General features: G+C 48.5%; 9 protein-coding genes. 1 reads left to right on the forward strand and 8 read right to left on the reverse strand.

The features are described from left to right. Positions 1–49: 49 nt before the first annotated feature. From ACYVGR_RS13580 to ACYVGR_RS13595, 4 genes are all read right to left on the reverse strand, one after another. Positions 50–2,674, reverse strand: coding sequence for an ABC transporter permease (locus ACYVGR_RS13580; RefSeq protein ID WP_460957448.1), 2,625 nt, complete (start codon positions 2,672–2,674; stop codon positions 50–52). Positions 2,675–2,759: 85 nt separating this feature from the next. Next, a complete protein-coding gene (locus tag ACYVGR_RS13585) occupies positions 2,760–5,420 on the reverse strand; it encodes an ABC transporter permease (protein WP_460957450.1) in 2,661 nt (886 codons plus the stop codon). Positions 5,421–5,498: 78 nt separating this feature from the next. Further along, positions 5,499–8,168, reverse strand: coding sequence for an FtsX-like permease family protein (locus ACYVGR_RS13590; RefSeq protein ID WP_460957452.1), 2,670 nt, complete (start codon positions 8,166–8,168; stop codon positions 5,499–5,501). After that, positions 8,165–8,503: a PadR family transcriptional regulator gene (locus ACYVGR_RS13595; protein WP_460957454.1), complete on the reverse strand. Its 339-nt coding sequence runs from the start codon at positions 8,501–8,503 to the stop codon at positions 8,165–8,167. The genes ACYVGR_RS13590 and ACYVGR_RS13595 overlap by 4 nt, the downstream gene beginning before the upstream one ends. A gap of 219 nt (positions 8,504–8,722) precedes the next feature. On the opposite strand from ACYVGR_RS13595, the gene ACYVGR_RS13600 reads away from it, so the two are divergent. Continuing rightward, positions 8,723–9,577 carry a sugar phosphate isomerase/epimerase family protein gene (locus ACYVGR_RS13600; protein ID WP_460957456.1) on the forward strand — a complete coding sequence of 285 codons (855 nt, stop codon included), beginning with the start codon at positions 8,723–8,725 and terminating at the stop codon, positions 9,575–9,577. Positions 9,578–9,646: 69 nt separating this feature from the next. On the opposite strand, the gene ACYVGR_RS13605 is transcribed toward ACYVGR_RS13600, so the two are convergent. The 4 genes from ACYVGR_RS13605 to ACYVGR_RS13620 all read right to left on the reverse strand — a co-directional run bounded on the left by ACYVGR_RS13605 (position 9,647) and on the right by ACYVGR_RS13620 (position 20,588). After that, the gene (locus tag ACYVGR_RS13605; RefSeq protein WP_460957458.1) at positions 9,647–12,346 is read right to left on the reverse strand and encodes an FtsX-like permease family protein; all 2,700 of its coding nucleotides are present in this window, start codon (positions 12,344–12,346) and stop codon (positions 9,647–9,649) included. Positions 12,347–12,433: 87 nt separating this feature from the next. Continuing rightward, a complete protein-coding gene (locus ACYVGR_RS13610) occupies positions 12,434–15,097 on the reverse strand; it encodes a permease prefix domain 2-containing transporter (RefSeq protein WP_460957460.1) in 2,664 nt (887 codons plus the stop codon). Between the two features lie 108 nt (positions 15,098–15,205). Next, positions 15,206–17,881: an ABC transporter permease gene (locus ACYVGR_RS13615; RefSeq protein WP_460957462.1), complete on the reverse strand. Its 2,676-nt coding sequence runs from the start codon at positions 17,879–17,881 to the stop codon at positions 15,206–15,208. 64 nt (positions 17,882–17,945) lie between these two features. After that, positions 17,946–20,588, reverse strand: coding sequence for an ABC transporter permease (locus ACYVGR_RS13620; protein WP_460957464.1), 2,643 nt, complete (start codon positions 20,586–20,588; stop codon positions 17,946–17,948). Between the last annotated feature and the right edge of the window lie 82 nt (positions 20,589–20,670).

A 20,670-nucleotide genomic window follows, 5' to 3' on the forward strand; every position in this document is an offset into this window, starting at 1 on the left:
GCAGGGGGCACGGAGCGGGGTAATGCAGTTCCTATCCAGCTCCGCGCAGTTATTCAGATCGTAACGACTTCACGGGGTTCATCAAGGCCGCTTTAATACTCTGGAAACTTACGGTTAGTAAGGCAACGGCCAGCGCTAGTAAACCCGCAAGTGCAAAGACCCACCATTGAACATCGATTCGATACGCAAAGTCGGTGAGCCATTGATTCATCGAATACCACGCTATCGGTACGGCAATCAGAATGGCAATCAGCACTAATTTGATAAAGTCTTTGGCCAGCAATTGAATGATACCCGTTACGCTGGCCCCCAGCACCTTCCGAACGCCAATTTCGCGAGTGCGTACCTGTGCCGTATAGGTTGCCAGCCCAAACAGACCCAGACAGGAAATAAGAATGGCAATACCGGCAAACAGGTTAAAGAGCAACCCCGTTTTTTGTTCTGATTGGTACAGCCGGTTGAAAATATCGTCCAGAAAAGCGTAATCCATTGTATAGTCAGGATTGTACTGTTTCCAGAAACGCTGGGTAGCAGTAATCGCCTGTTTGGCCTGCTGACCTGTAGTTTTGATATAAATGGCATCCATGTGTTTGGGATCGTAGTAAAAAATAGCCGGTTCTATTTTCTGGCGCATGGAGGCAAAATGGAAGTCTTTCACGACACCAATGATGGTGCCCTTGTGGTTCCAGAGTCGGAATCGTTTCCCAATGGGGTTCTTTATCCGAGCCACTTTAACGGCGGTTTCGTTGAGGATAAAGTGAGTCGAATCGGCAACGGCACCGGTAAAGTTGGCACCTTGCTGAAGCTTCATTTTAAAAAAGGGAATGAAGTCCCTGTCAATTGAAACGGGACGCATAAACATGCTCTCGCCTTTTTCTTTGCCATCCCACTCGTTATCGCCGGTTTGACCACTCAGCCGCACTATATTGGCACTGGCGCGCGTAATCGACACAATACCAGGTTGTTGGAGTAATTCGGCTTTTACGGCATCGTAGTGCTTGCTCATATCGAGCATAAAGAAGCCAAACGTTTGCGAACGATCGTAGCCTAACTCTTTCGATTGAATATAGCTTAACTGATTGCGGATAATCAACGTGCTGGCAATCAGGACGACGGTTACGGTAAACTGCGCAATAACCAGGCCTCGGCGGAAAGCGGCCTCGCTAAACCGGGCCGATACGCGCCCTTTCAACGCTTTGAGCGGTTCGAAGGAAGAGAGCAGTAGTGCCGGGTAAATGCTGGAGGCCAGAAGCGTACCGACGATGGTGAATCCCATTACCTGCCAGATGTGATAATTGGAAAAGTCGAGTGCCAATTCTTTGCCCGATAGTTGATTGTAGGCAGGCAACAACAGATAAATTAACCCAAAGGCCAACACAGCCGCCAACGAAAAGAGCAGCGCCGTTTCTACCACAAACTGCACAAACAACTGACTTTTAGCTGCGCCTACAATTTTACGCATGCTTACCTCTTTCGAGCGTAGCATGGACCGGGCCGTTGACAGATTTACATAATTGATACAGGCAATAACCAGAATAAGCAGTGCAATTATGGAAAACATACGCACCGTTTCGATGCCCCCCTGGCTACCATCGGCTTTGTAAAGGTGCATGTCGGCCAGGGGTTGCAGCAGGTAGGTAAGGTCAGTGTCGTCGGGTTTGTTGCGCAAATGGATCTGTCGCAGTTTATCGGCCAGCTGCGTGAGGTTAGTTCCGGGTTGCAGCAGCAGATACGTATTGTAATCGAACTGGGAAAAGTCGTTGTCCTTATTGCGACCGTCGGTACGGGAGCGGTACATTTCATCGAACTCTAGCGAAATAGGCAGCATCATATCGCCCTGTATGCTTGAGTTTTTGGGAAAATCCCGGATAACGCCCGTGACCCGGAAAGCAGTATTGTTGTTGCTGGCCAGGGTTTTGCCAATTGGATTATCGTTGCCAAAATAGCGTTTGGCGGTGCTTTCGGTCAATACTATGGAATGGTTATCGGGAAACGGATTGGCCGCATTGCCCTGCACCAGCGAAAAATCGAATAGCGAAAACAGGCTTGGATCGGTAAAGAAGGTATTGGTTTCGTTGACGGTTTTGCCCTTATAGGTAAAGAGCGGAAACATTCCGTTGTAGGAAATACGTACCTCGTCTTTGATTTCGGGCAGTTCTTTTTTGCCCAGCACCGCAATGGGTGCAACGGTAGCTGTCCAGATTTGCCGACTATCGCCGGTACCAGCCCAGTTTTCGAGCCGGTAAATCTGATCGGCCTGATGGTGAAAACGGTCGTAGCTCAGTTCATCCTGCACCCATAGCAGAATCAGCATCCCTACCGCCAGACCCGCTGTCAGTCCGGTCATGTTGATGAGCGAATAGAACCGGTTTTTGACCAGATTGCGCCAGGCGGTTCTAAAATAGTTGTGTAACATATAAGTAGTTAATAAAGATGGAGATGACGCGTCAGCAAAGCGTCCTGCATACTGTGGCGGAACGGCTGGCTTTCGTTTCATCGCAAATGGCTTTACAAATCCCAGCACATCCCACCAGTAGCGCCAGCGCGCCCGCCGTTCGCCAATTCGCTCAACCTGATAAGCGAACTCCTCGTGCAAATCGCCCTGTACTTCCTCCAGCCGGTGGGGAGCGCAGAAGAAGCGGAGCAGGTAGTCAGCTAAGCGGGGAGGAGTCATAGGCTTTGGGTATTAAGCAGGGAGCGAGGTGCGCGGAGCGGGGTAAGCAGTTCCTACCCTGCACCTTGCACCGTGCTCCGCGCAATTATTCAGATCGTAACGATTTTACGGGATTCACCAGTGCCGCTTTAATGCTTTGGTAACTGACGGTTAGTAACGTAATAAGCAAAGCGCCAGCGGCTGAACCTGCGAAAATCCACCACGACATTTCGGTTCGGTAGTCGTAATCCTTCAGCCATGCGCCCAGATAGTAGTAAGCAATTGGCGATGCGATCAGACAGGAGATGATGACTAGTACGAGAAAATCTTTGGAGAGCATACTCCACAGATTCAACACAGAAGCGCCCAGCACTTTGCGAACCCCAATCTCTTTGGTGCGTTGTTCGGCCGTGAACGAAGCTAAGCCAAACAGCCCCAGGCAGGAAATGAAAATGGCCAGTATCGCAAAGCCACCTGCCAGCTTGCCGATCCGCTCTTCTGATGCGAATTTTTTACCGAATTCTTCATCGGCAAATTTGTACTCGAACGGAGCCGAGGGAATGTGTTTTTTGAAGACAGATTCGATCGTGGCTATGGATTGGCTAACGCTTCGGCTTGGGTCCAGCTTGAGCATGATCCAGTTGACGTTATTGTAATCCATGAAGTAAATGGCTTGTTTCACCGGCTTGTATGGTGATTCGGCCAATACGTCTTTGATCACACCGATAATGGTAAAATATTTTGTTCTGGGATCTTTTTCATCTCCCCATCTGACAATCGTGCCAATGGGATGCTTGAGCCCCATAAACTTGACCGCCGTTTCGTTGATGATTATGGCCGACGAGTCCGTTGTGAACGCTCTCGAAAAATCGCGGCCCTCTTTAAATTGCCAACCCACTGTTTTGCCGAAGTCGTGCGTTACCCAAATGGATGAAAAATCGGTGTCGAGCGACGGATCTTTGCCTTCCCAGCTAAAGCCACTCGTGTTTGACCAAACGCTCGTCATTGGGCTGGATGATTCGGCTATTTCCTGAATGACGCCCGCATTTTTGAGATCGGTTTTCAGAACGTCGTATTTGCCGTAAAACGCTGGCGATAGCATTGGAATCATCACTACACCGTTGCTATTGTAGCCGAGCGGCCTATTTTTCGTGTGCTGAATCTGTCGATACACGATGATCGTACCGATGATCAACGTAATGGAAACCGTGAACTGAACCACGACCAGCACTTTGCGCGGAACAGCCGCCAAACTGCCCACTTTGAAAGTGCCTTTTAAGACTTTAATCGGCTGGAACGATGATAGATAGAACGCGGGATAACTACCTGCCAATAATCCCGTAATGAGGATGAATCCGAGACTAACTGCCCAGAATGAGACCTTCGTCCAGGGGAAAACGAGTTGCTTGGCGGCCACCTCGTTAAACCAGGGAAGTAAAGCCAGAATAATCAGTATGGCTCCGGCAAATGCAAAGAAAACTACCAGAAACGACTCGCTAAAAAACTGCTTCACAAGTTGGCTGCGTACTGAGCCCATGGACTTTCGAATACCCACTTCTTTCGCCCGTTTTTCAGACCGAGCCGTGCTCAGGTTCATGAAGTTGATGCAGGCTAGTAACAAGACAAAAATGCCAACGATAGCAAACAGCCGGACGTACTGGATATAGCCACCCGTCTGTACGCCCTCTTCCCAACCAGAGTACAACCGCCAGTCGCTCATCGGGTGCAGAAAAATCTCCGATTTGTATTTCTTATCGTCGGCGGGTACGTTGTCCAGCTTCGCGTTTATGATCCGATCACTCACCGTTTTTATGTCCGCATTATCGGCAAGCTGGACAAACAGTTGAAACGAGTTTTCGCCCCAAATCTGCTTGTCAAGTGCCCGTTTTACCCAGGGCTGTGTTGCTACGTATAGCTTCCAGGGGGCAATGAATGTGAGTTCATGAAAGGCCGAATTGAACGGTACGTCCTCGTAAACGCCCGTTACCTTCACATCGGCCTTCCCCTCAATATTGATGAGTTTACCAATCGGGTCAACGTTGCCAAAAAGCGCCTGTGCCGTTGAGGCCGACAATAGAATAGAATTGAGTTCTTTCAGCCCATTACGACTGCCTTTCAGCATATGCAACGACAGAATTTCAGGCATTTCAGCATCCATGTAGTTCCCTGGGCGAGCCATCTTTTTGTCACCGTACGACAGAACCCGGTCTCCCGAATAAGCCGCTAGGGCCAGATGTTTAAAGTCACTGCCGTACTTGGCTCGCAACTCGGCATCCAGCGGAGCAGGAATGGATTCCATTGAACTAATGTGTCCATTGACCGTTTGATGCTGCATAACCTGGGCAATACGGTCGTAATGCTGGTGGTACGTGTTGTAGGAGAGTTCGTCATAAATCCAGAGGCCAATCAGCATCGCTACGGCCATGCCAGCCGATAGCCCACCAATATTGATGGCTGAGTAGCCTTTGTTCTTGACCAGGTTTCGAAAAGCAACTTTTAAATAATTACGTAACATGTCCGTGTTGGTTGGTTTTGGATATTGATTCAGCTCCCGCTGGATTGCAAATGGCAATCCAGCCGAACGTCGGCCCGGCCGGGGTTTTACAAACCCTAATACATCGCGCCAGTAGCGCCAGCGTGCCCGCCGTTCACCAATGCGTTTGACCTGATAATCAAATTCTTCATGCAAATCCCCCTGTACTTCCTCTAGTCGGTGAGGAGCGCAGAAGAAGCGGAGTAGTTGGTCAGCAAAGCGGGGTGGGGTCATAGGCGTTAGGTGTGGAGCAAGGGGCGCGGAGCGGGGTGAGCGGTTTCTACCCTGCCCCGTGCTCCCTGCTCTACGCATTTATTCAGATCGTAACGAAGTAATCGGGTTCATCAAGGCGGCTTTGATCGCCTGGAAACTGACGGTTAGCAAGGTGATGACAAGAGCACCTATGCCAGCGGCTGCAAAAATCCACCACTCTATGTTGGTATGATAGTCGTATTTCTGGAGCCATTGACTCATGAAATACCAGGCAATGGGCACCGCGATCAGGCAGGAAATAATGACCAGAAAGACAAAGTCTTTGGAGAGTAATCCCCACAAGTTGGTAACGGTAGCTCCGAGTACTTTCCGGACGCCAATTTCCTTGGTGCGTTGCTCGGCTACGAAAGACGCCAGCCCAAAAAGACCCAGACAACTGATGAGAATAGCAAGCGCAGCGAAAAAGGAAGCGAGTTTGCCAATTCGCTCTTCAGCCGAAAATTTGGCGGCATATTGCTCGTCCACAAACTTGTAATCGAAGGACGCCGAAGGGACCAGTTTTTTGATGACCCCCTCTATCTGGGGAACAGCAGCCGCAGTACTTACCGTTGGTTTGATTCTAATCGTTAATTGACTTGACTGAGAATAATTTTTGTCCAGAAAAAAGAATGTCTGTTTAACGGGTTCATAAGGCGAATCCATCACCAAATCTTTAATCACACCGATTATTTTCCAGGTTTTCACTTTATCATAGCCTTTCACAAATTCACCAATCGGTAATCCACCAGTACGGCTTTTTAGATTCATGTATTTAGCCGCCGTTTCATTAATAATCAGGCCTGACGAATCAGTCGAATACGCTCTTGAAAAATCGCGGCCGTCAAGAAATTGCCAGCCAACGGTTTTCCCAAAGTCATAAGAGACCTCGCAAATGGCAAAATCATCGTCTTTTTGGGGGTCTTTCCCTCGCCAGTCGTAGCCACCCGCATTACTCCAAACGGCTGTTAATGGATTGGACGAGAAGGCCACATCGGAAACCATGCCTGTATTGATCAATTCGCTTTTTAATAGCTCATGCTTTCCTTTATAATTAGGATCGTTCATGGAGAGGTTGATCAATCCTTCCCGATTATAGCCGATTGGTCGGTTGCGGGCATGCTGGATTTGTTGGTAAACGATGATGGTGCCAATCACCAAAACCACCGACACGGTAAACTGCACAACCACCAGAATTTTACGGGGTAAGGCTGCAAAACGACCCAGCCGAATTGTCCCTTTCAGGACTTTAACGGGTTGAAAAGACGATAGATAGAAGGCCGGGTAAAGGCCAGCCAGAAAGCCCGTTAGGGTAATAAACAGCAGCGAAATAAGCCAGAATACAGGATTAGTAAACGGTAAAGTCATATCCTTATCGGCCAATTCGTTGAACCAGGACAGCGACGTTAGAACCAGTAGTATGGCTAAGGCAAAAGCCAGGACAACGACTAGAAATGACTCGCTCATAAACTGGTTGACGAGCTGCCACTTTATAGAGCCAATGGCTTTCCGAATACCGACTTCCTTGGCTCGTTTTTCGGAGCGAGCCGTACTCAAATTCATGAAATTGATGCAGGCCAGCAGCAATACGAACACCCCGATAATGCCAAATAACCAAACGAATGTAATGCGCCCAGCAGCGGGTTTACCATCTACAAACTCTGAATATAAATGCCAGGTGCTCATGGGAACCAGCTGAACAAACGGCTTATATTTTTGCATTTCTTTGAGAAAACTGGACGGTAAATTTTTATAATGAAAATCCCGAATACCCGCATCGGCGCTTGCCATGGAGACCTTTGGCTGTAGCTGAACGTAGATATTAAATGAACGATTGTCCCACGCATGTTCAGCCTTTTTTATCCATTCGTTGGAGGCAACCCACAGAGGCCAGGTTGAGAAGAATTGAACTTCGCCAAAGCGCGTATTTTTGGGTAAATCTTCATAGACACCCGTAACCTTTACATCAATTCGGTTGTCGATTTTCAGGGATTTATTGATGGGGTCATCGTTGCCAAAAATCGCTTCCGCTGTAGATTTTGACAGAATGATGGAATGCATATCGCTCAGGCTCGAATAACTTCCTTTTAGCATGTTCAGCGACAGCATTTCTGGCGCTCCCGCTTCAATAAATTCACCCGTTTTTTGGAAATTCTTATCGCCGACTTTTAACGTATAACCGCCTACCCACCAGGCCATCAGTACGTGTTTGAAATAGTGTTTGTATTTCGTTCTTAGAATGTCGCCCATTGGAAATTGAAGTGAAATAGACCCCCCAATTTTTCTAGTTTCCGGGTCCGTGCCACCACTCCACACCTGGGCAATGCTATCGTAATTTTTGTGGTATTTGTCGTACGATAATTCATCCCACAACCACAGGCCAATCAGCATCGCTACAGCCATGCCGACGGCCAACCCACCGATGTTAATAAACGAGTAGGCCTTGTTCTTAACCAGGTTTCGAAAAGCGATTTTGAGATAGTTTCGTAGCATAGTCGTATTTGTTGGGGTAGGGTAGTGATTGAAGCTTCTGGTCGAAGACTTCCGTTTTATAGCAAATGGTTTGATGAATCCCAGTACATCCCGCCAGTAGCGCCAGCGAGCGCGCCGTTCGCCAATCCGCTCAACCTGATAAGCGAACTCCTCGTGCAAATCGCCCTGCACTTCCTCCAGACGGTCAGGAGCGCAGACGAAGCGAAGAAGCTGGTCAGCTAAGCGGGGCGGGGAACTCATAAGCTGATAGCTGGATTGAATGGGTCGGGCATCCGTTGCCATAAGGTTGCCCGTACATCCTGAATTTCCTGTAACGTCCGCCGACCGTAGGCTGTAACGGTAAACAAGCGCTTCCGGCGACCGCCCCGTTCGGCAGTAGGTTCGCCCATTTCAGACTTCACCATGCCTTTGTCTTCCAATCGCTGCAAGGCCGCGTGAATCTGATTCAGACGTACCGAGCGCCCGGTTTGCTCAATGATCTCGTGCGTGAGCGCTACGCCATACGCCTGTCCTTCCATCACGGCAACGGTTAGCAGAACGATCTCTTCGAACTCGCCCAAATAGCTTCGTTTCATGGCCATTAATTAGTTCTAGTTTTGCTGAGCAAATGCTTTGCCAGATTAGGATAAGTGCCCTTATCGCCTGAAAAGGCCGTTTTTGATGGAATAGAGAAATTAGTATTGTCCAGTTTCGGACAAACGTTGTACGGTTTGGGACAGGGCCAATTTTAGCCCAAATAGGTAAACTCGCTTTCGCGGCCCCTTTTATCGGGGAAACAACTCATTCGCTTTTCTATGAAACATCTGACAAAATTCCTGCTTTTCGGGTTGGTGCTTTCGGTAGGTGCCATCCCCGTACTGGCTCAAAAAGGGCCCGAAGACAAAGCGGGCTGGAAACTAGGCTCTCAGGCTTATTCATTTCGCCTGTTCACCTTTGCCGAAGCATTGCGTAAGATTGATAGTTGCGGGTTGAAATACGTAGAGGCTTTTCCGGGACAGACCATCGGTGGGGGCATAGAAGGGAAAATGGATTTTACGATGGATGCCGCTACTCGTCAGGCCGTGAAGAAATTGATTAAAGACAAAGGGCTTACGGTGGTAGCCTATGGTGTGGTTAATGCCAAAACCGACGACGAATGGAAAACACTGTTTGAGTTTGCCAAGGATATGGGTGTCCTGAACATCAATTCAGAACCCACACCTCAGCAAATGCCTCTGGTTCGGAAACTGGCCGACGAATATAAAATCAACGTGGCGCTGCATAATCACCCCAAGCCATCGCGCTACTGGCATCCCGATACGGTGCTGGCCGCTATTGGCAACAGCAAATACGTTGGCTCCTGCTCCGACATTGGCCACTGGGTTCGGTCGGGACTTGATCCGGTCGAATGTCTGAAAAAACTGAATGGCCATGTGCTGGGCATGCACTTTAAAGATGTGAAAAAAGATACGCCCGACGGGAAATATCATGATGTCGTTTGGGGAACGGGCGATTGCAAAATCGAGCAGGTCATTACTGAACTAAAACGCCAGCATTTCAAAGGCCCACTCTCGGCTGAGTACGAATATCACTGGGAAAACAACGGCCCTGAAATTGCCGAAAGCGTGAAGAATTTCCGCGCAATATATAATCGGGTGAAGGTGCAGTAAAAGCAGGGCGCAAGGAGTGCGGAGCAGGGTAAAATTCTGCATACTTTACCCTGCTCCACGCTCCTTGCATTATTCAGATCGTAACGATTTCGCCGGATTCACCAGGGCAGCCTTTATGCTCTGGAAACTAACCGTCAGTAGCGCAATACCAAGTGCCAGCAAGCCCGCCATGGCAAACGTCCACCAGGCAATGTCAATCTTGTACGCGAACTCCTGCAACCACTTATTCATTACATACCAGGCGAGAGGAGAGGCTAGTACAATGGCTAACAAGACAGGTTTTAGGAAATCTTTCGACAGGAGCGTTACTACACGCGCTATACTGGCCCCCAATACCTTCCGAATGCCAATTTCCTTGGTTCGCTGGAAGGCCATCAGCGTAGCTAGACCGAATAAGCCCAGGCAACTGATCAGGATAGCGATACCCGTTGCCAGATTGACCACCCGCGACAATTGACGCTCCTGCTTGTAAAAATCTTCCAGCGTCTGATCGTAGAACTTATAATCGAGAGGAACATCCGGGTAAAAACGTTTCCAGGTGCTGTTGAGGCTGGCAATAGTATTTTGCCAGTCGGTAGGTTGGCCCGATGCCAGCTTGATATTGAAGGTGTTGAGGTTTCCGCGCTCCATCATTAAGGCTGTCGGCTGAATTTTTTCCTTGAATGAGCGCGTGTGAAAATCGCGAACAACGCCCACAATGGGTACCAGACGACCTGCATCCCCACCGTTCTCTTTAAGGAAAGCGCCAATAGCATCCTGAGGTCGGTTAAAGCCGAAGGCTTTTGTAGCCGTTTCGTTCAATACGTATTCGCGAATGGTGTCGCTGGGTTGTAGGTTACGACCAGCAATTAGGGGTAGTTGGTAAAGCGGAATGTAATCGGTATCGACGTATTTGCGGTAAAGATTCAATTCTACTTTGCCTTTCTTTCCCGTATACTGATGCGTGTTACTTGAATACGAATTGGAAGCGGGCTGATTCCCCAGACTAACCGCCGATACGCCAGGCAATTTTTTCAGTTCCTGCTTTAACGCTTCCAGTCGGCTGACCCGGTTTTCCTCTTTATTATTCCAGGGCACGTTAGCCGTCAGGACGGCATCGCGCACAAAACCCATATCGGCCTGAAGCGAATATTGTAATTGCTGCCCAACAATTAGGGCACCCACGATGAATAATTGGGCAATAAAAAACTGAAAGACAATCAGACTCTTTCGGAGCGAAAGCCGGTTCTGTCCTTCATTAAGCGTATACCCGGTTTGTCCACGTAACACGGCTACCGGCTGAAAACGAGTAATCAACCGCCCTGGATACAGCCCTGCCAGTAAGGTCACCAGAATTAGTAAGCCAATTAGAAAGAGTACCAACATGGGCCAGTTCACATACTGGTCCATATCTTCGGGAACCAGGTCGCCAAATTCCGAAAAGAAAAATCTGGATAGCCCGTACGATAAGCCAAAGGCGAGTAGGGTAATGGCTGCTGTTTCGCCCAGAAACTGGAATATAAGCGGCCAACGGCGGCTACCCAATGTTTTACGAATGCCGATTTCCCGCGCTCGCTGGGGTACCTGCGCCGAGGCCAGATTGATGTAGTTGATAATGGCCAGTATCAGAATGAAGCTTGCCAACCCAATTAATCCATATAATACCTGTTTGTTGGCCCGACGGTCGCGTTCATGGAGTTCTACCCCGAAATGCAGATCGGCCAAAGGCTGTAATGTATGCCAACGCTTCATGTTCCCCCATTTTTTCAGGATTTCTCCCGAATTTTTCGTTGATATCAGGTTGATCTGGGACTCAACCTGCTTTTGATCTGCCTTGTCGGCGAGCATCAAAAAAAGCTGGACGTCAGAGTTGGTATTGCCCCATTCTTCGGGGTTTACTGAGGTTTTTAGCGTTGAGAGCGACATGAATTCTTTTCCGCTGAAGTCGGATGCATACGGTAAATCGGCCACCACGCCTGCAACCTGTACGTTGACGGTGTCCCAGTAGGTGATCGTTCGATTCATGAGTTGCTGAGGCAACAGGCCCGGAAAATACTGGGCCGCCCGACTTTGGGTCAGCACAACCTGATTAGGCCGCGCAAGCGCCTGAGCGGGATTGCCAGCCAGCCATTGATAAGGCACCATCCTGAAATAATTGGTATCGGTAGCCACCACATTCTTTACGTCGTCGAACAAGACCGGCTTACCGGTTGGCTGGGGAATCTGAACGTGTTTCATCCATTTCTCATATATGGGTATCGATCGTTCGACGCCTGAAACCTCGCGACGAACGGCATCGGCCATAGGAATGGGCGTACCTGGATTACCGCTTTCCTGGCCATCGAACACAAACTGGCTGACGATTCGGACAATCCGATCCCGATTCGGATTTTGCGTGTCGAAACTAAAATCAAAGGAAACGATTCGGTAGATAATCCAGCAGGCACTCAGGCCAATAGATAGCCCGATCACATTAAGTGCGGTAAAAAGTCGATTGCGCCAGAGTTGACGCCGGGCGATTTTGACATAATTGAGGATCATATCAGAACTGAGGAAAAATAAGGATGGGTACGTACCAGGTTTTCGTTTGAGTACAAACGGCAGACCAGCCCGGGGTTTCAGAAACCCCAGTACATTGAGCCAGTATCGTCGGGCTGCCTTTGCCGCACCGAGTTGCCTAACATCTCGTTCGTAGCGTTCATGTAAATCGCCCTGCATCTCCTCCAGCCGGTGCGGAGCGCAGAACCATTCGAGAAATCGGTTCGCAAGGTGGGGTGGGATGGGTTTCATAGGTTTGGGGGGTAAAGCGGGGAGCAGGGAGCTCGGTGCTCGGTTTACCTCACTCTGTGCACCATGCCCCCAGCTCCGCGCTCCTTGCTATTCAGACCGTAACGATTGTACAGGATTCACCAGGGCAGCCTTAATACTTTGAAAACTCACCGTCAGTAGGGCGATGATGATAGCAAGAAGACCCGCCAGCCCAAAGACCCACCAGTCGAGGTCGACCTTGTAGGCAAAGTCTTTCAGCCACTGGTTCATACCCCACCACGCGATGGGTGAGGAGATGAGTAGAGCAATGATAACCAGCCCCAAAAAGTCTTTCGAGAGCAGGGCTACAATACTTCCTACCGATGCCCCTAATACCTTTCGAACACCAATTTCTTTGGTCCGTTGTTCAGCCGTAAAGGTTGCCAGCCCAAACAAACCCATACACGAAATAAGAATAGCAATGGCAGTGGCCATGTTAACGAGCTGGCTGGTTTTCTGCTCTTTTTCGTAGAGACGAGCAATGGATTCGTCCAGAAACGTATAATCAAACTTATTGTCGGGATAGACCGCCTTCCATTGCTGTTCGATACTGGCCAGGATTGCTTTTACATCGCTGAGTTGCCCGCCTTTTGTGGCCAGTTTCACCCCAATGTTTTTTGCCTGTCGGGGCATATAACTGATGAAGACCGGACTGATTTTTTCGTGAAATGATTGCTCATGAAAGTCTGCTACTACACCAACGATAGGGTACGGTCTGCCTTGAAATTCAAGGAGTTTATTGATGGCGTCGGCTGGCTTTTTAAAGCCTAGCGCTTTCGCATACGTGGCATTGATTACCATTTCCCGAAGGGAGTCGCTTTTCAGATAATTTCGGCCTGCCAGCAACCGCAGTTTGTACAGAGGAATGTAATTGGCATCGCCTACCTTCGCCGATACATCCATTTCGATGTTCTTCTTGCCCCGATAGTTGAGTTTGGTAACCATATAGGCCTGTCCCATAGGTGGAAACCATTGCAGCGTAGTCTGTTCAACACCCGCCAGGTGCCTGATTTTGTCGGCTAACACAAGGCTTTTATCATCGTGCAGGGTATTGACTTCAATAACAGCATCCGTCGAAAACCCCAGGTCTTTGTTACGCATAAAGTTGAGCTGACGAGTTACCATAAGCGTACCAATAATAAACACCAGCGATACCGTGAACTGAAACACAATCAATGCTTTTCGCAGATAGCCTTTCTGGCCACCGGTTACTGTCGTTTGACCTTTTAGAGTGAGGGCCGGTACATACGAAGACAATACCCAGGACGGATAAAAACCGGATAGGAGCGAGGTTGTTACCGTAACGACGCCCAGAAAAAGTAGTGTTTGCCAACTAAACAGCGTGAATGTTAACCCTTTAGGCGTCAGCGATTGAAACGCCGAGAGTATTGGATTGACAAGGGCTAACGAAATCAATACGGCTACAACCGTTAGAAAAGCTGTTTCGCTCAAAAATTGGAAAATCAGGTTTGCCCGACTACTGCCCATCACTTTGCGAATACCCGTTTCCTTCGCTCGTTGTACCGATTGGGCCGTTGATAAATTGATGAAGTTAATGGCGGCAATCAGCAGAATAAAACCGGCAATCGCCATTAGGCCATAGAGCGTAGGTAGATGTGCCTTGCGGGAATAATTGTCCCGATAGTTATCGTTGAAATGAAGGTCGGATAAGGGTTGAAGAGCGGGCCAGAATTTCATCTCAGCCTGAAAATGTTTTTTCGAGAATTGCTGAAATGAGGTTGTCAGTTGAGCGGGTGTTGAGCCAACGGGCAGTTTTACAAATGCCTGCGAAGCCGACCAGTTGTCGTTCCAATCGTCGAGATTAATGCCTCGTTTTAACTGACTGGCGCGTATGGTCGCAAACGAGATAAAATCGGTAAAGGTAAAATCCGTTGGTTTTCCCCAATCCTGCACAATACCGGCTACACTCACCCGAACCGAATCCTCATAAATCAGTTCTTTACCTATAATTTCCTCCAGTGGTAAATCCCCGAAATAGGTACGGGCCTTCCGCTCCGACAGAACGAGTTTAAATGGCTCATTCAACGCTGTTTTGGGGTTTCCAGCCAGCCATTGATACTTGAAAATATCGAAATACTGCGGCTCAACAACCACAATATCGGCAGTACCTCCAGTGCGTCTCCGGCTTTCGAATCGTGTTGGTTTTCCGTTTCCGTTCGGAATCAGTACATCCGTTTCAAGATTATGAAAGGCTGCAACGGTTTCAAGGCCTGCCACTTCTTTTCGTAAGGCCAGCGGGACAGGAGCCGGTAGAAAACCCACCGAATGCTTTTCGTCGGTTGGATTATACTTCACATCGCCAACAACTCGGTAAATCCGTTCGCCGTCGGGGTGGAACGTGTCGTAACTCAGTTCATAGTTGGTGATGAGGTAAATTGCCAGACAGGCGGTTACGCCAAGCGTAAGCCCCAACAAATTAATCAGCGTACTGGCTTTGTGCTTTGCCAGATTACGAATCGAGGTTTTAAAATAGTTGCGTAGCATAAGCGGGTTAACTAGACTAGGTGATGCGTATTGATTAGGTTGTCTTTTCAGTGCAAACGGACGTATAAAGCGCAAGACGTTGAGCCAATAGCGCTGGTTTGCCGCTGCAATACCCACCTCCCGCACATCGCGAACGAAGCGCTCATACAAATCGCCCTGTACTTCTTCCAGCAAATGGGGAGCGCAGAACCATTCAAGCAGGCGGTCGGCGTAGCGGGGTGGGTTCATAGGTTTGTTTGGTGTAGAGACGCATCTTTGCGTCTCCTCTCCCGGATGGTTTTCTCTAGTTGGGTACTAATTGCTGACGCACAGGAGACGCAAGGATGCGTCTCTACACTACTCGGTTCGTAGGCTTTTTGCCGGATTAGTAACAGCAGCTTTCATGGACTGATACGATACCGTTGCTAACGTGATAGCCACAATTACCCCTAACGCCAGTGCGAAAACCCACCAGCCGAAGTCAATGTGATAGGCATAACCATGTAACCAGCCCCGCATCAGGAACCAGCCCAGGGGAGCCGCCAACGTAAAGCCAATAAGCATCAGCTTACTAAACTCGCGCCCAAATAGCCAAAGCACCTGATTGGTTGTGGCACCCATTACCTTCCGAATACCAATTTCTTTCGTTTTCGATTCGCTCATGAACGATACAAGGGCGTATAAACCCAGGCAGCCAATCAGAATGGCGATCAATGAGAAAACCTGGATTAACCCCAGCAAAACGCGTTCTTTGAGGTAGAACTGATCGAGCATTTCATCCACAAAAGACGCTTTGTAGACGGCTTCGGGAAATAACTCGTTCCAGCGAGATTCGACCAGTTTGGTAGTTTCAGATAAATTGGCTGGATTTAGTTTCAGAGCTGCCAGATTGTTCTCGGGGTGGTAATTGATGAGCGTAGTAGGTGGAATTGTTGCGTACAATTCATCGGTATTGAAGTCGTTGACAACGCCAACAATAACCCGATTTTGTCCCCAAATGGTAAGCCGTTTTCCTAACGCATCAGCGGGAGAACGAAGACCCAATTGCTTGATCATGGTTGCGTTGACGATGGCCTCGCTGTTGGTCGTGTCGTTGTTGCTGAAATTGCGCCCGGCCAGGAGTTTCAATCCGAAGAGTGGTATGTAATTCATATCACCAATTTTGGCGCGGGTCGGAAATTTTTCGGCTTCGGTATGCGTGTCGAATGTAAACTGAACCGGATCGCGTTGGCGCGAGGTTGGTGGCTCGGCACCTAACGAAACCTGCTCAACGCCTGGTAAGGCACGTAATTGGTCGCGTAAGGTTTGCTGTCGGATGGGATCATCGGTAGGAACAGGCACGGTTAGAACGGCATCTTTGTAGAAACCCAGATCTTTCTGCTGCATGTATCGCACCTGCGACATCATCACAATAAGACCGATAATGAAGAGTTGTGTGATGAAAAACTGAACCACGACCAGCCCACGCCGGACAGATACACTGCCCACTTGTTTCGTCGTGAGTCGTCCTCGTAAGGCGGCCACTGGGTTAAAGCGGGAAAGTACTAACGATGGGTAAAAGCCTGCCACTAGAATCACGCCCAGAATCAGGGCACCAAACCAGAGAAGCGACCGGGGTTTGACGAGATCGAGTACCGACAGATCAGCGCCTAAAATGGCTAATGCATTGTTTAGCAACGGTAAACCAAGTTGCGCGAATAGAATCGCGATAACCACCGCTGTGAGCGTAATGAGCGTTGTTTCAATCAGGAATTGCGCAATCAATTGCTTCCGTGTACTGCCCATCGCCTTCCGAACGCCCACTTCTTTCGAACGCTTAAGTGCGTAAGCCGTAGCGATATTGATGAAATTGATACAGGCGGCAATGACCAGAAATAAACCAACAATAATCAGGGCGTATAGAATCGGGCGAGGAGCCGTTCCGCCGTATTGGGGATTGTGGTTTAAATCGGAGAGGGGCAGAGCATGAAAATCGAGTAATTTGGCATCCTGCGTCTTCAGATATTTACGACCCGTAGCCGCCAGGGCATCCACTAAACGCTGAGGGGATGTTCCTTCGCGCAGGGCAACAAAACAAACCGCGTTAATGCGCTCCCAATTCTGCATCGCCTGTTTGCCGTTTTCGCCCATCATAGCCGGAACGGTGCCGTACGAAATCAGAACATCGTACCGAAGTTTGGTATTCGAAGGCGGGTTTTTAATGATGCCCGTTACGGTAAGATTCGTCTGATTATCAAAGCGCAACGTTCGGCCGATTGCGTTGTCCGTATCGAAATATTTCTGCGCGTAACGCTCCGATAACACAACCGTGTTTGGGGCTGTTAGTGCTGTTTTTGGATTTCCGTCAAGCCATTTTACGTCGAAAACGTCGAAGAATTGGGGCTCCGTAAAACAGATATTCCGCGATTCTTCAAACTTCTTCCCGAAACCACCTTTACCATTTGGCACGCTTATAATTCGCCCAAACGTATTCTCCAGTCGAACGGCACTTTCTACAAATGGGTATTCCTGTCGAAGTACATCGCCTAATGGTCGGGGAGTGGCATCGGTCGGAACTACGTTCTCGTGACGGATATCCGTTACAATCCAGAACGTTCGGTCGGCTTTGGCGTGATACCGGTCGAAACTAAACATGTAGCTGACCAACAGGAAGATAACAATACCACAGGCGAGCCCAGTGGCTAAGCCAAACGTATTGATGGCGCTAACCTGACGGTTTCGCCATAGGTTCCGTAAAGAGATAGTCAGATAATTGCGAAACATAAGAGTAAGTGTAGGTTTAGGATAAGCATCTTGGTGTCTGAACGCTTTTGGTAATCCGGCAAACCGTTGCCCCGACCTAGGCAATAGAAAGCCCAGCACCTCTTTGCCGAACTGGCGTCTTGCTTCGGCAACTCCGAGTGTCTCGACTCGCCTATTGAATCGTTCATACAAATCGCCCTGCACTTCTTCCAGCAGCAACGGATTGCAGAAAATTTCCAATAATTTGTTGGCCCAGCGGGGAGGATATTCTGGTATTCCGGTTGGTTTCATAGGTTTTAGGCGAGGGGCAAGGCGCGTGGTACAGGGCAAAACTGCGCTCCATGCTCCAAGCATTTTATTCCGTTTTTAAACTCTTCACGGGATTGATCATGGCAGCTCGTAGTGATTGCCAGCTGACGGTTAAAAACGCGATGGAAATGGAGATGAAAGCGGTTATCAGGAAGATCCACACGCTTATGTTGATACGATAAGGGTAGTTTTCGAGCCATTTGCTCATAGCATACCAGGCGGCAGGAAAGGCAAAAATGAACGAAAGAGAAACCAGCTTCAGGAAGTCGGTGGAGAGCAGTTGGACAATTCCTGTAACCGAGGCTCCCAGTACTTTCCGAATCCCGATTTCCTTCGTTCGTCGTTCGGCCGAGAGCGTGGCTAATCCAAACAGGCCAATACACGAAATGAAAATGGTCAGGATGGCCCCGAAGAGCACCATTTGTTTCCATTTGGCCTCCGACTCATACCGCTTAATGTTTTCCTGATCCATGAATTTGTAGGAATAAGGATTTAGCGGGAATAGCTTTTTGAATACGTTTTCGATAGACTGGAGGCTTGCCGTTTCGGTGTTGGGTCTGATTTTGATGAAGGCTTTTCCGTATTGATTCCTGGGTTTCATCGTAAATAATTGCGGGCCGATTTCCCGATTCAGTGCCATGAAATGGTAGTCTTTGACAACCCCAATGACGTTATATTTTGTACTGTCGAGCCAGAAATCAACTACTTGTCCAACAGGGTTTTTCCAACCTGCTTTCTTGACAAATGTTTCATTGACAAGAACCGAATGGGTCGAATCGGAGGGGAAATTTTTTGAGAAATTACGCCCTTGAACGATCGGAATTTTAAAAAGAGGCAGATAGGTTTCATTGACGGTTTCATAGATAAAGCTTAATTGTGTATCGCCATTAATTTTGGCGACAGTACCCCACGTACCGCCATTTTTTGGAGCAACGTCTACAATATTTTGATCTTTTTGTAGCTCTTCTTTTAACAGTTTCGCTTCGCTACGGGTCAAATTTGATTTATCGACGATAACCAGATTTTTATCGTCGTAACCTAAGTCTTTGCTCGTTAGATAATTGAACTGCGAATAGATGGTCAGCGAAGCAATGATCAGAAAAGAAGCCAGCGAGAATTGCAGAACAACTAATGACTTTTGCAGGTAATTCTTTCCCGAAAGGTTGAAGCGACTGTAGAGCGTTTGAACAGGGTTATAGCCTGATAAAATAAGTGCCGGATAAAATCCAGACAGTAAGCTAGTTACAATAAATAAAGCAACGTAACCGATAACCAGTTGCGTATCGAAAAGATAAGAGAGGGCCAAGGCTTTGTTGGCCAGTTGATTGAACATAGGTAAGGCGAGTTCAATCAAAATCAGGGCAAGTGCAAAAGCTGCAAAGCACAGAATAAAGGATTCGCCCAGGAACTGGATGATGAGCTGCACTCTGGCTCCACCAACTACTTTTCGAACGCCAATTTCTTTCGCTCGCTTTAGCGAACGGGCCACGGTTAGGTTAACAAAGTTGATGCAGGCGATTAGGAGAATGAATAAGGCAATACCCGATAAAATGTAGGAAAACATAGGGTTGCTTTCGTCGACGAGCCCATTACTGGCCGGGAGGTCCTTGCTGAGGTGCATGTCGGTGAAGGGTTGGAGCGCATACTGAGTCCGGCCTTGCTCACCAAACTTTTTGGTAACCAGTTTAATAGCCTCCTGTGCGTCAGCCAGATACACCTGATTCATTTTGGCCTCCACAGTGTTGAGGTTGGCATTTGGGCTAAGAACGACGAACGTGTTCATAAACACACTGAACCAATTCTCATTGTTGGCCATTTCCTCCGGTTTCACAAGCATCGGCATCAATACATCAAATTTGATGGATGAATTCTGCGGACATTTTTTCGCAACAGCCGTTACAGTATGCGGTTCAAATTTGTCGTCTTCTTTAAAAAACAGGGTTTTCCCAACTGCATTTGTTGTTCCGAAGCTCTTTTCGGCGATCTCCTCCGAAATCACGACCGAGTGAGGATTTTGCAAGGCGGTTTTAGGGTTGCCGCTTAGTAAAGGGAACGTAAAAATCGAAAAGAAGCTGCTGTCGGCATAATAGACGGTTTGGCTTTGCACCTCATTGCCTTGTTTCATATCCCGACGGTTTTCACGGTACCGCACAAACGCCTTGATTTCAGGAACACCCGCATGGAATTTTGGCCCCGGAAAAAGTCCGGTATAGGGTTGTTTATGGTCAGGAACACCTGCAGCGGTTATGTTTTGGCTGGTAATGCGGTAGATAAGCGGGTTGTTGGCATGAAAGCGGTCGTAACTGACTTCGTCTTTGGTGTACAGCATAATGAGCATGGCAGCAGCCAGCCCAATGCTTAATCCAATGATATTTATGGCTGAGTATGCCTTGTTTCTAGTCAGATTCCTGAACGCGATTTTGAGATAGTTTTCTAACATGGCAGCTCTGAATAAAGGAGTGGTCCGGCACTCCGGTTGAGAATTCGGATTTGGTTGTCGTTTAAGGGCAAAAGGCCGAAGGAAACGTAGTACATTTAAGCTATACTGCTGGTTCGCTTTGGGAGCGCCCAGCAGACGCACATCCCGCATGTAACGTTCATATAAATCACCCTGCACCTCTTCCAGCAAGTGCGGAGCACAGAACCATTCCAGTAATCGGTCGGCCCATCGGGGTGGTTGTGTATTCATAGCGAAAGGGTTTGGGGGCAGAAAGGTAAGGGTAGCGGGAGTAGTTGATTAGAATAGGTTCACCGTATGCCCCAAACCCTAC

This window comes from Spirosoma litoris (assembly GCF_054776755.1).

Excerpts from the sequence above, each read along its gene's own strand:
- ACYVGR_RS13605 (WP_460957458.1), bottom strand. The coding sequence starts at position 12,346 with ATGAAACCCATCCCACCCCACCTTGCGAACCGATTTCTCGAATGGTTC.
- ACYVGR_RS13615 (WP_460957462.1), bottom strand. The coding sequence starts at position 17,881 with ATGAAACCAACCGGAATACCAGAATATCCTCCCCGCTGGGCCAACAAA.
- ACYVGR_RS13580 (WP_460957448.1), bottom strand. The coding sequence starts at position 2,674 with ATGACTCCTCCCCGCTTAGCTGACTACCTGCTCCGCTTCTTCTGCGCT.
- ACYVGR_RS13585 (WP_460957450.1), bottom strand. The coding sequence starts at position 5,420 with ATGACCCCACCCCGCTTTGCTGACCAACTACTCCGCTTCTTCTGCGCT.
- ACYVGR_RS13590 (WP_460957452.1), bottom strand. The coding sequence starts at position 8,168 with ATGAGTTCCCCGCCCCGCTTAGCTGACCAGCTTCTTCGCTTCGTCTGC.
- ACYVGR_RS13595 (WP_460957454.1), bottom strand. The coding sequence starts at position 8,503 with ATGAAACGAAGCTATTTGGGCGAGTTCGAAGAGATCGTTCTGCTAACC.
- ACYVGR_RS13600 (WP_460957456.1), top strand. The coding sequence starts at position 8,723 with ATGAAACATCTGACAAAATTCCTGCTTTTCGGGTTGGTGCTTTCGGTA.
- ACYVGR_RS13620 (WP_460957464.1), bottom strand. The coding sequence starts at position 20,588 with ATGAATACACAACCACCCCGATGGGCCGACCGATTACTGGAATGGTTC.
- ACYVGR_RS13610 (WP_460957460.1), bottom strand. The coding sequence starts at position 15,097 with ATGAACCCACCCCGCTACGCCGACCGCCTGCTTGAATGGTTCTGCGCT.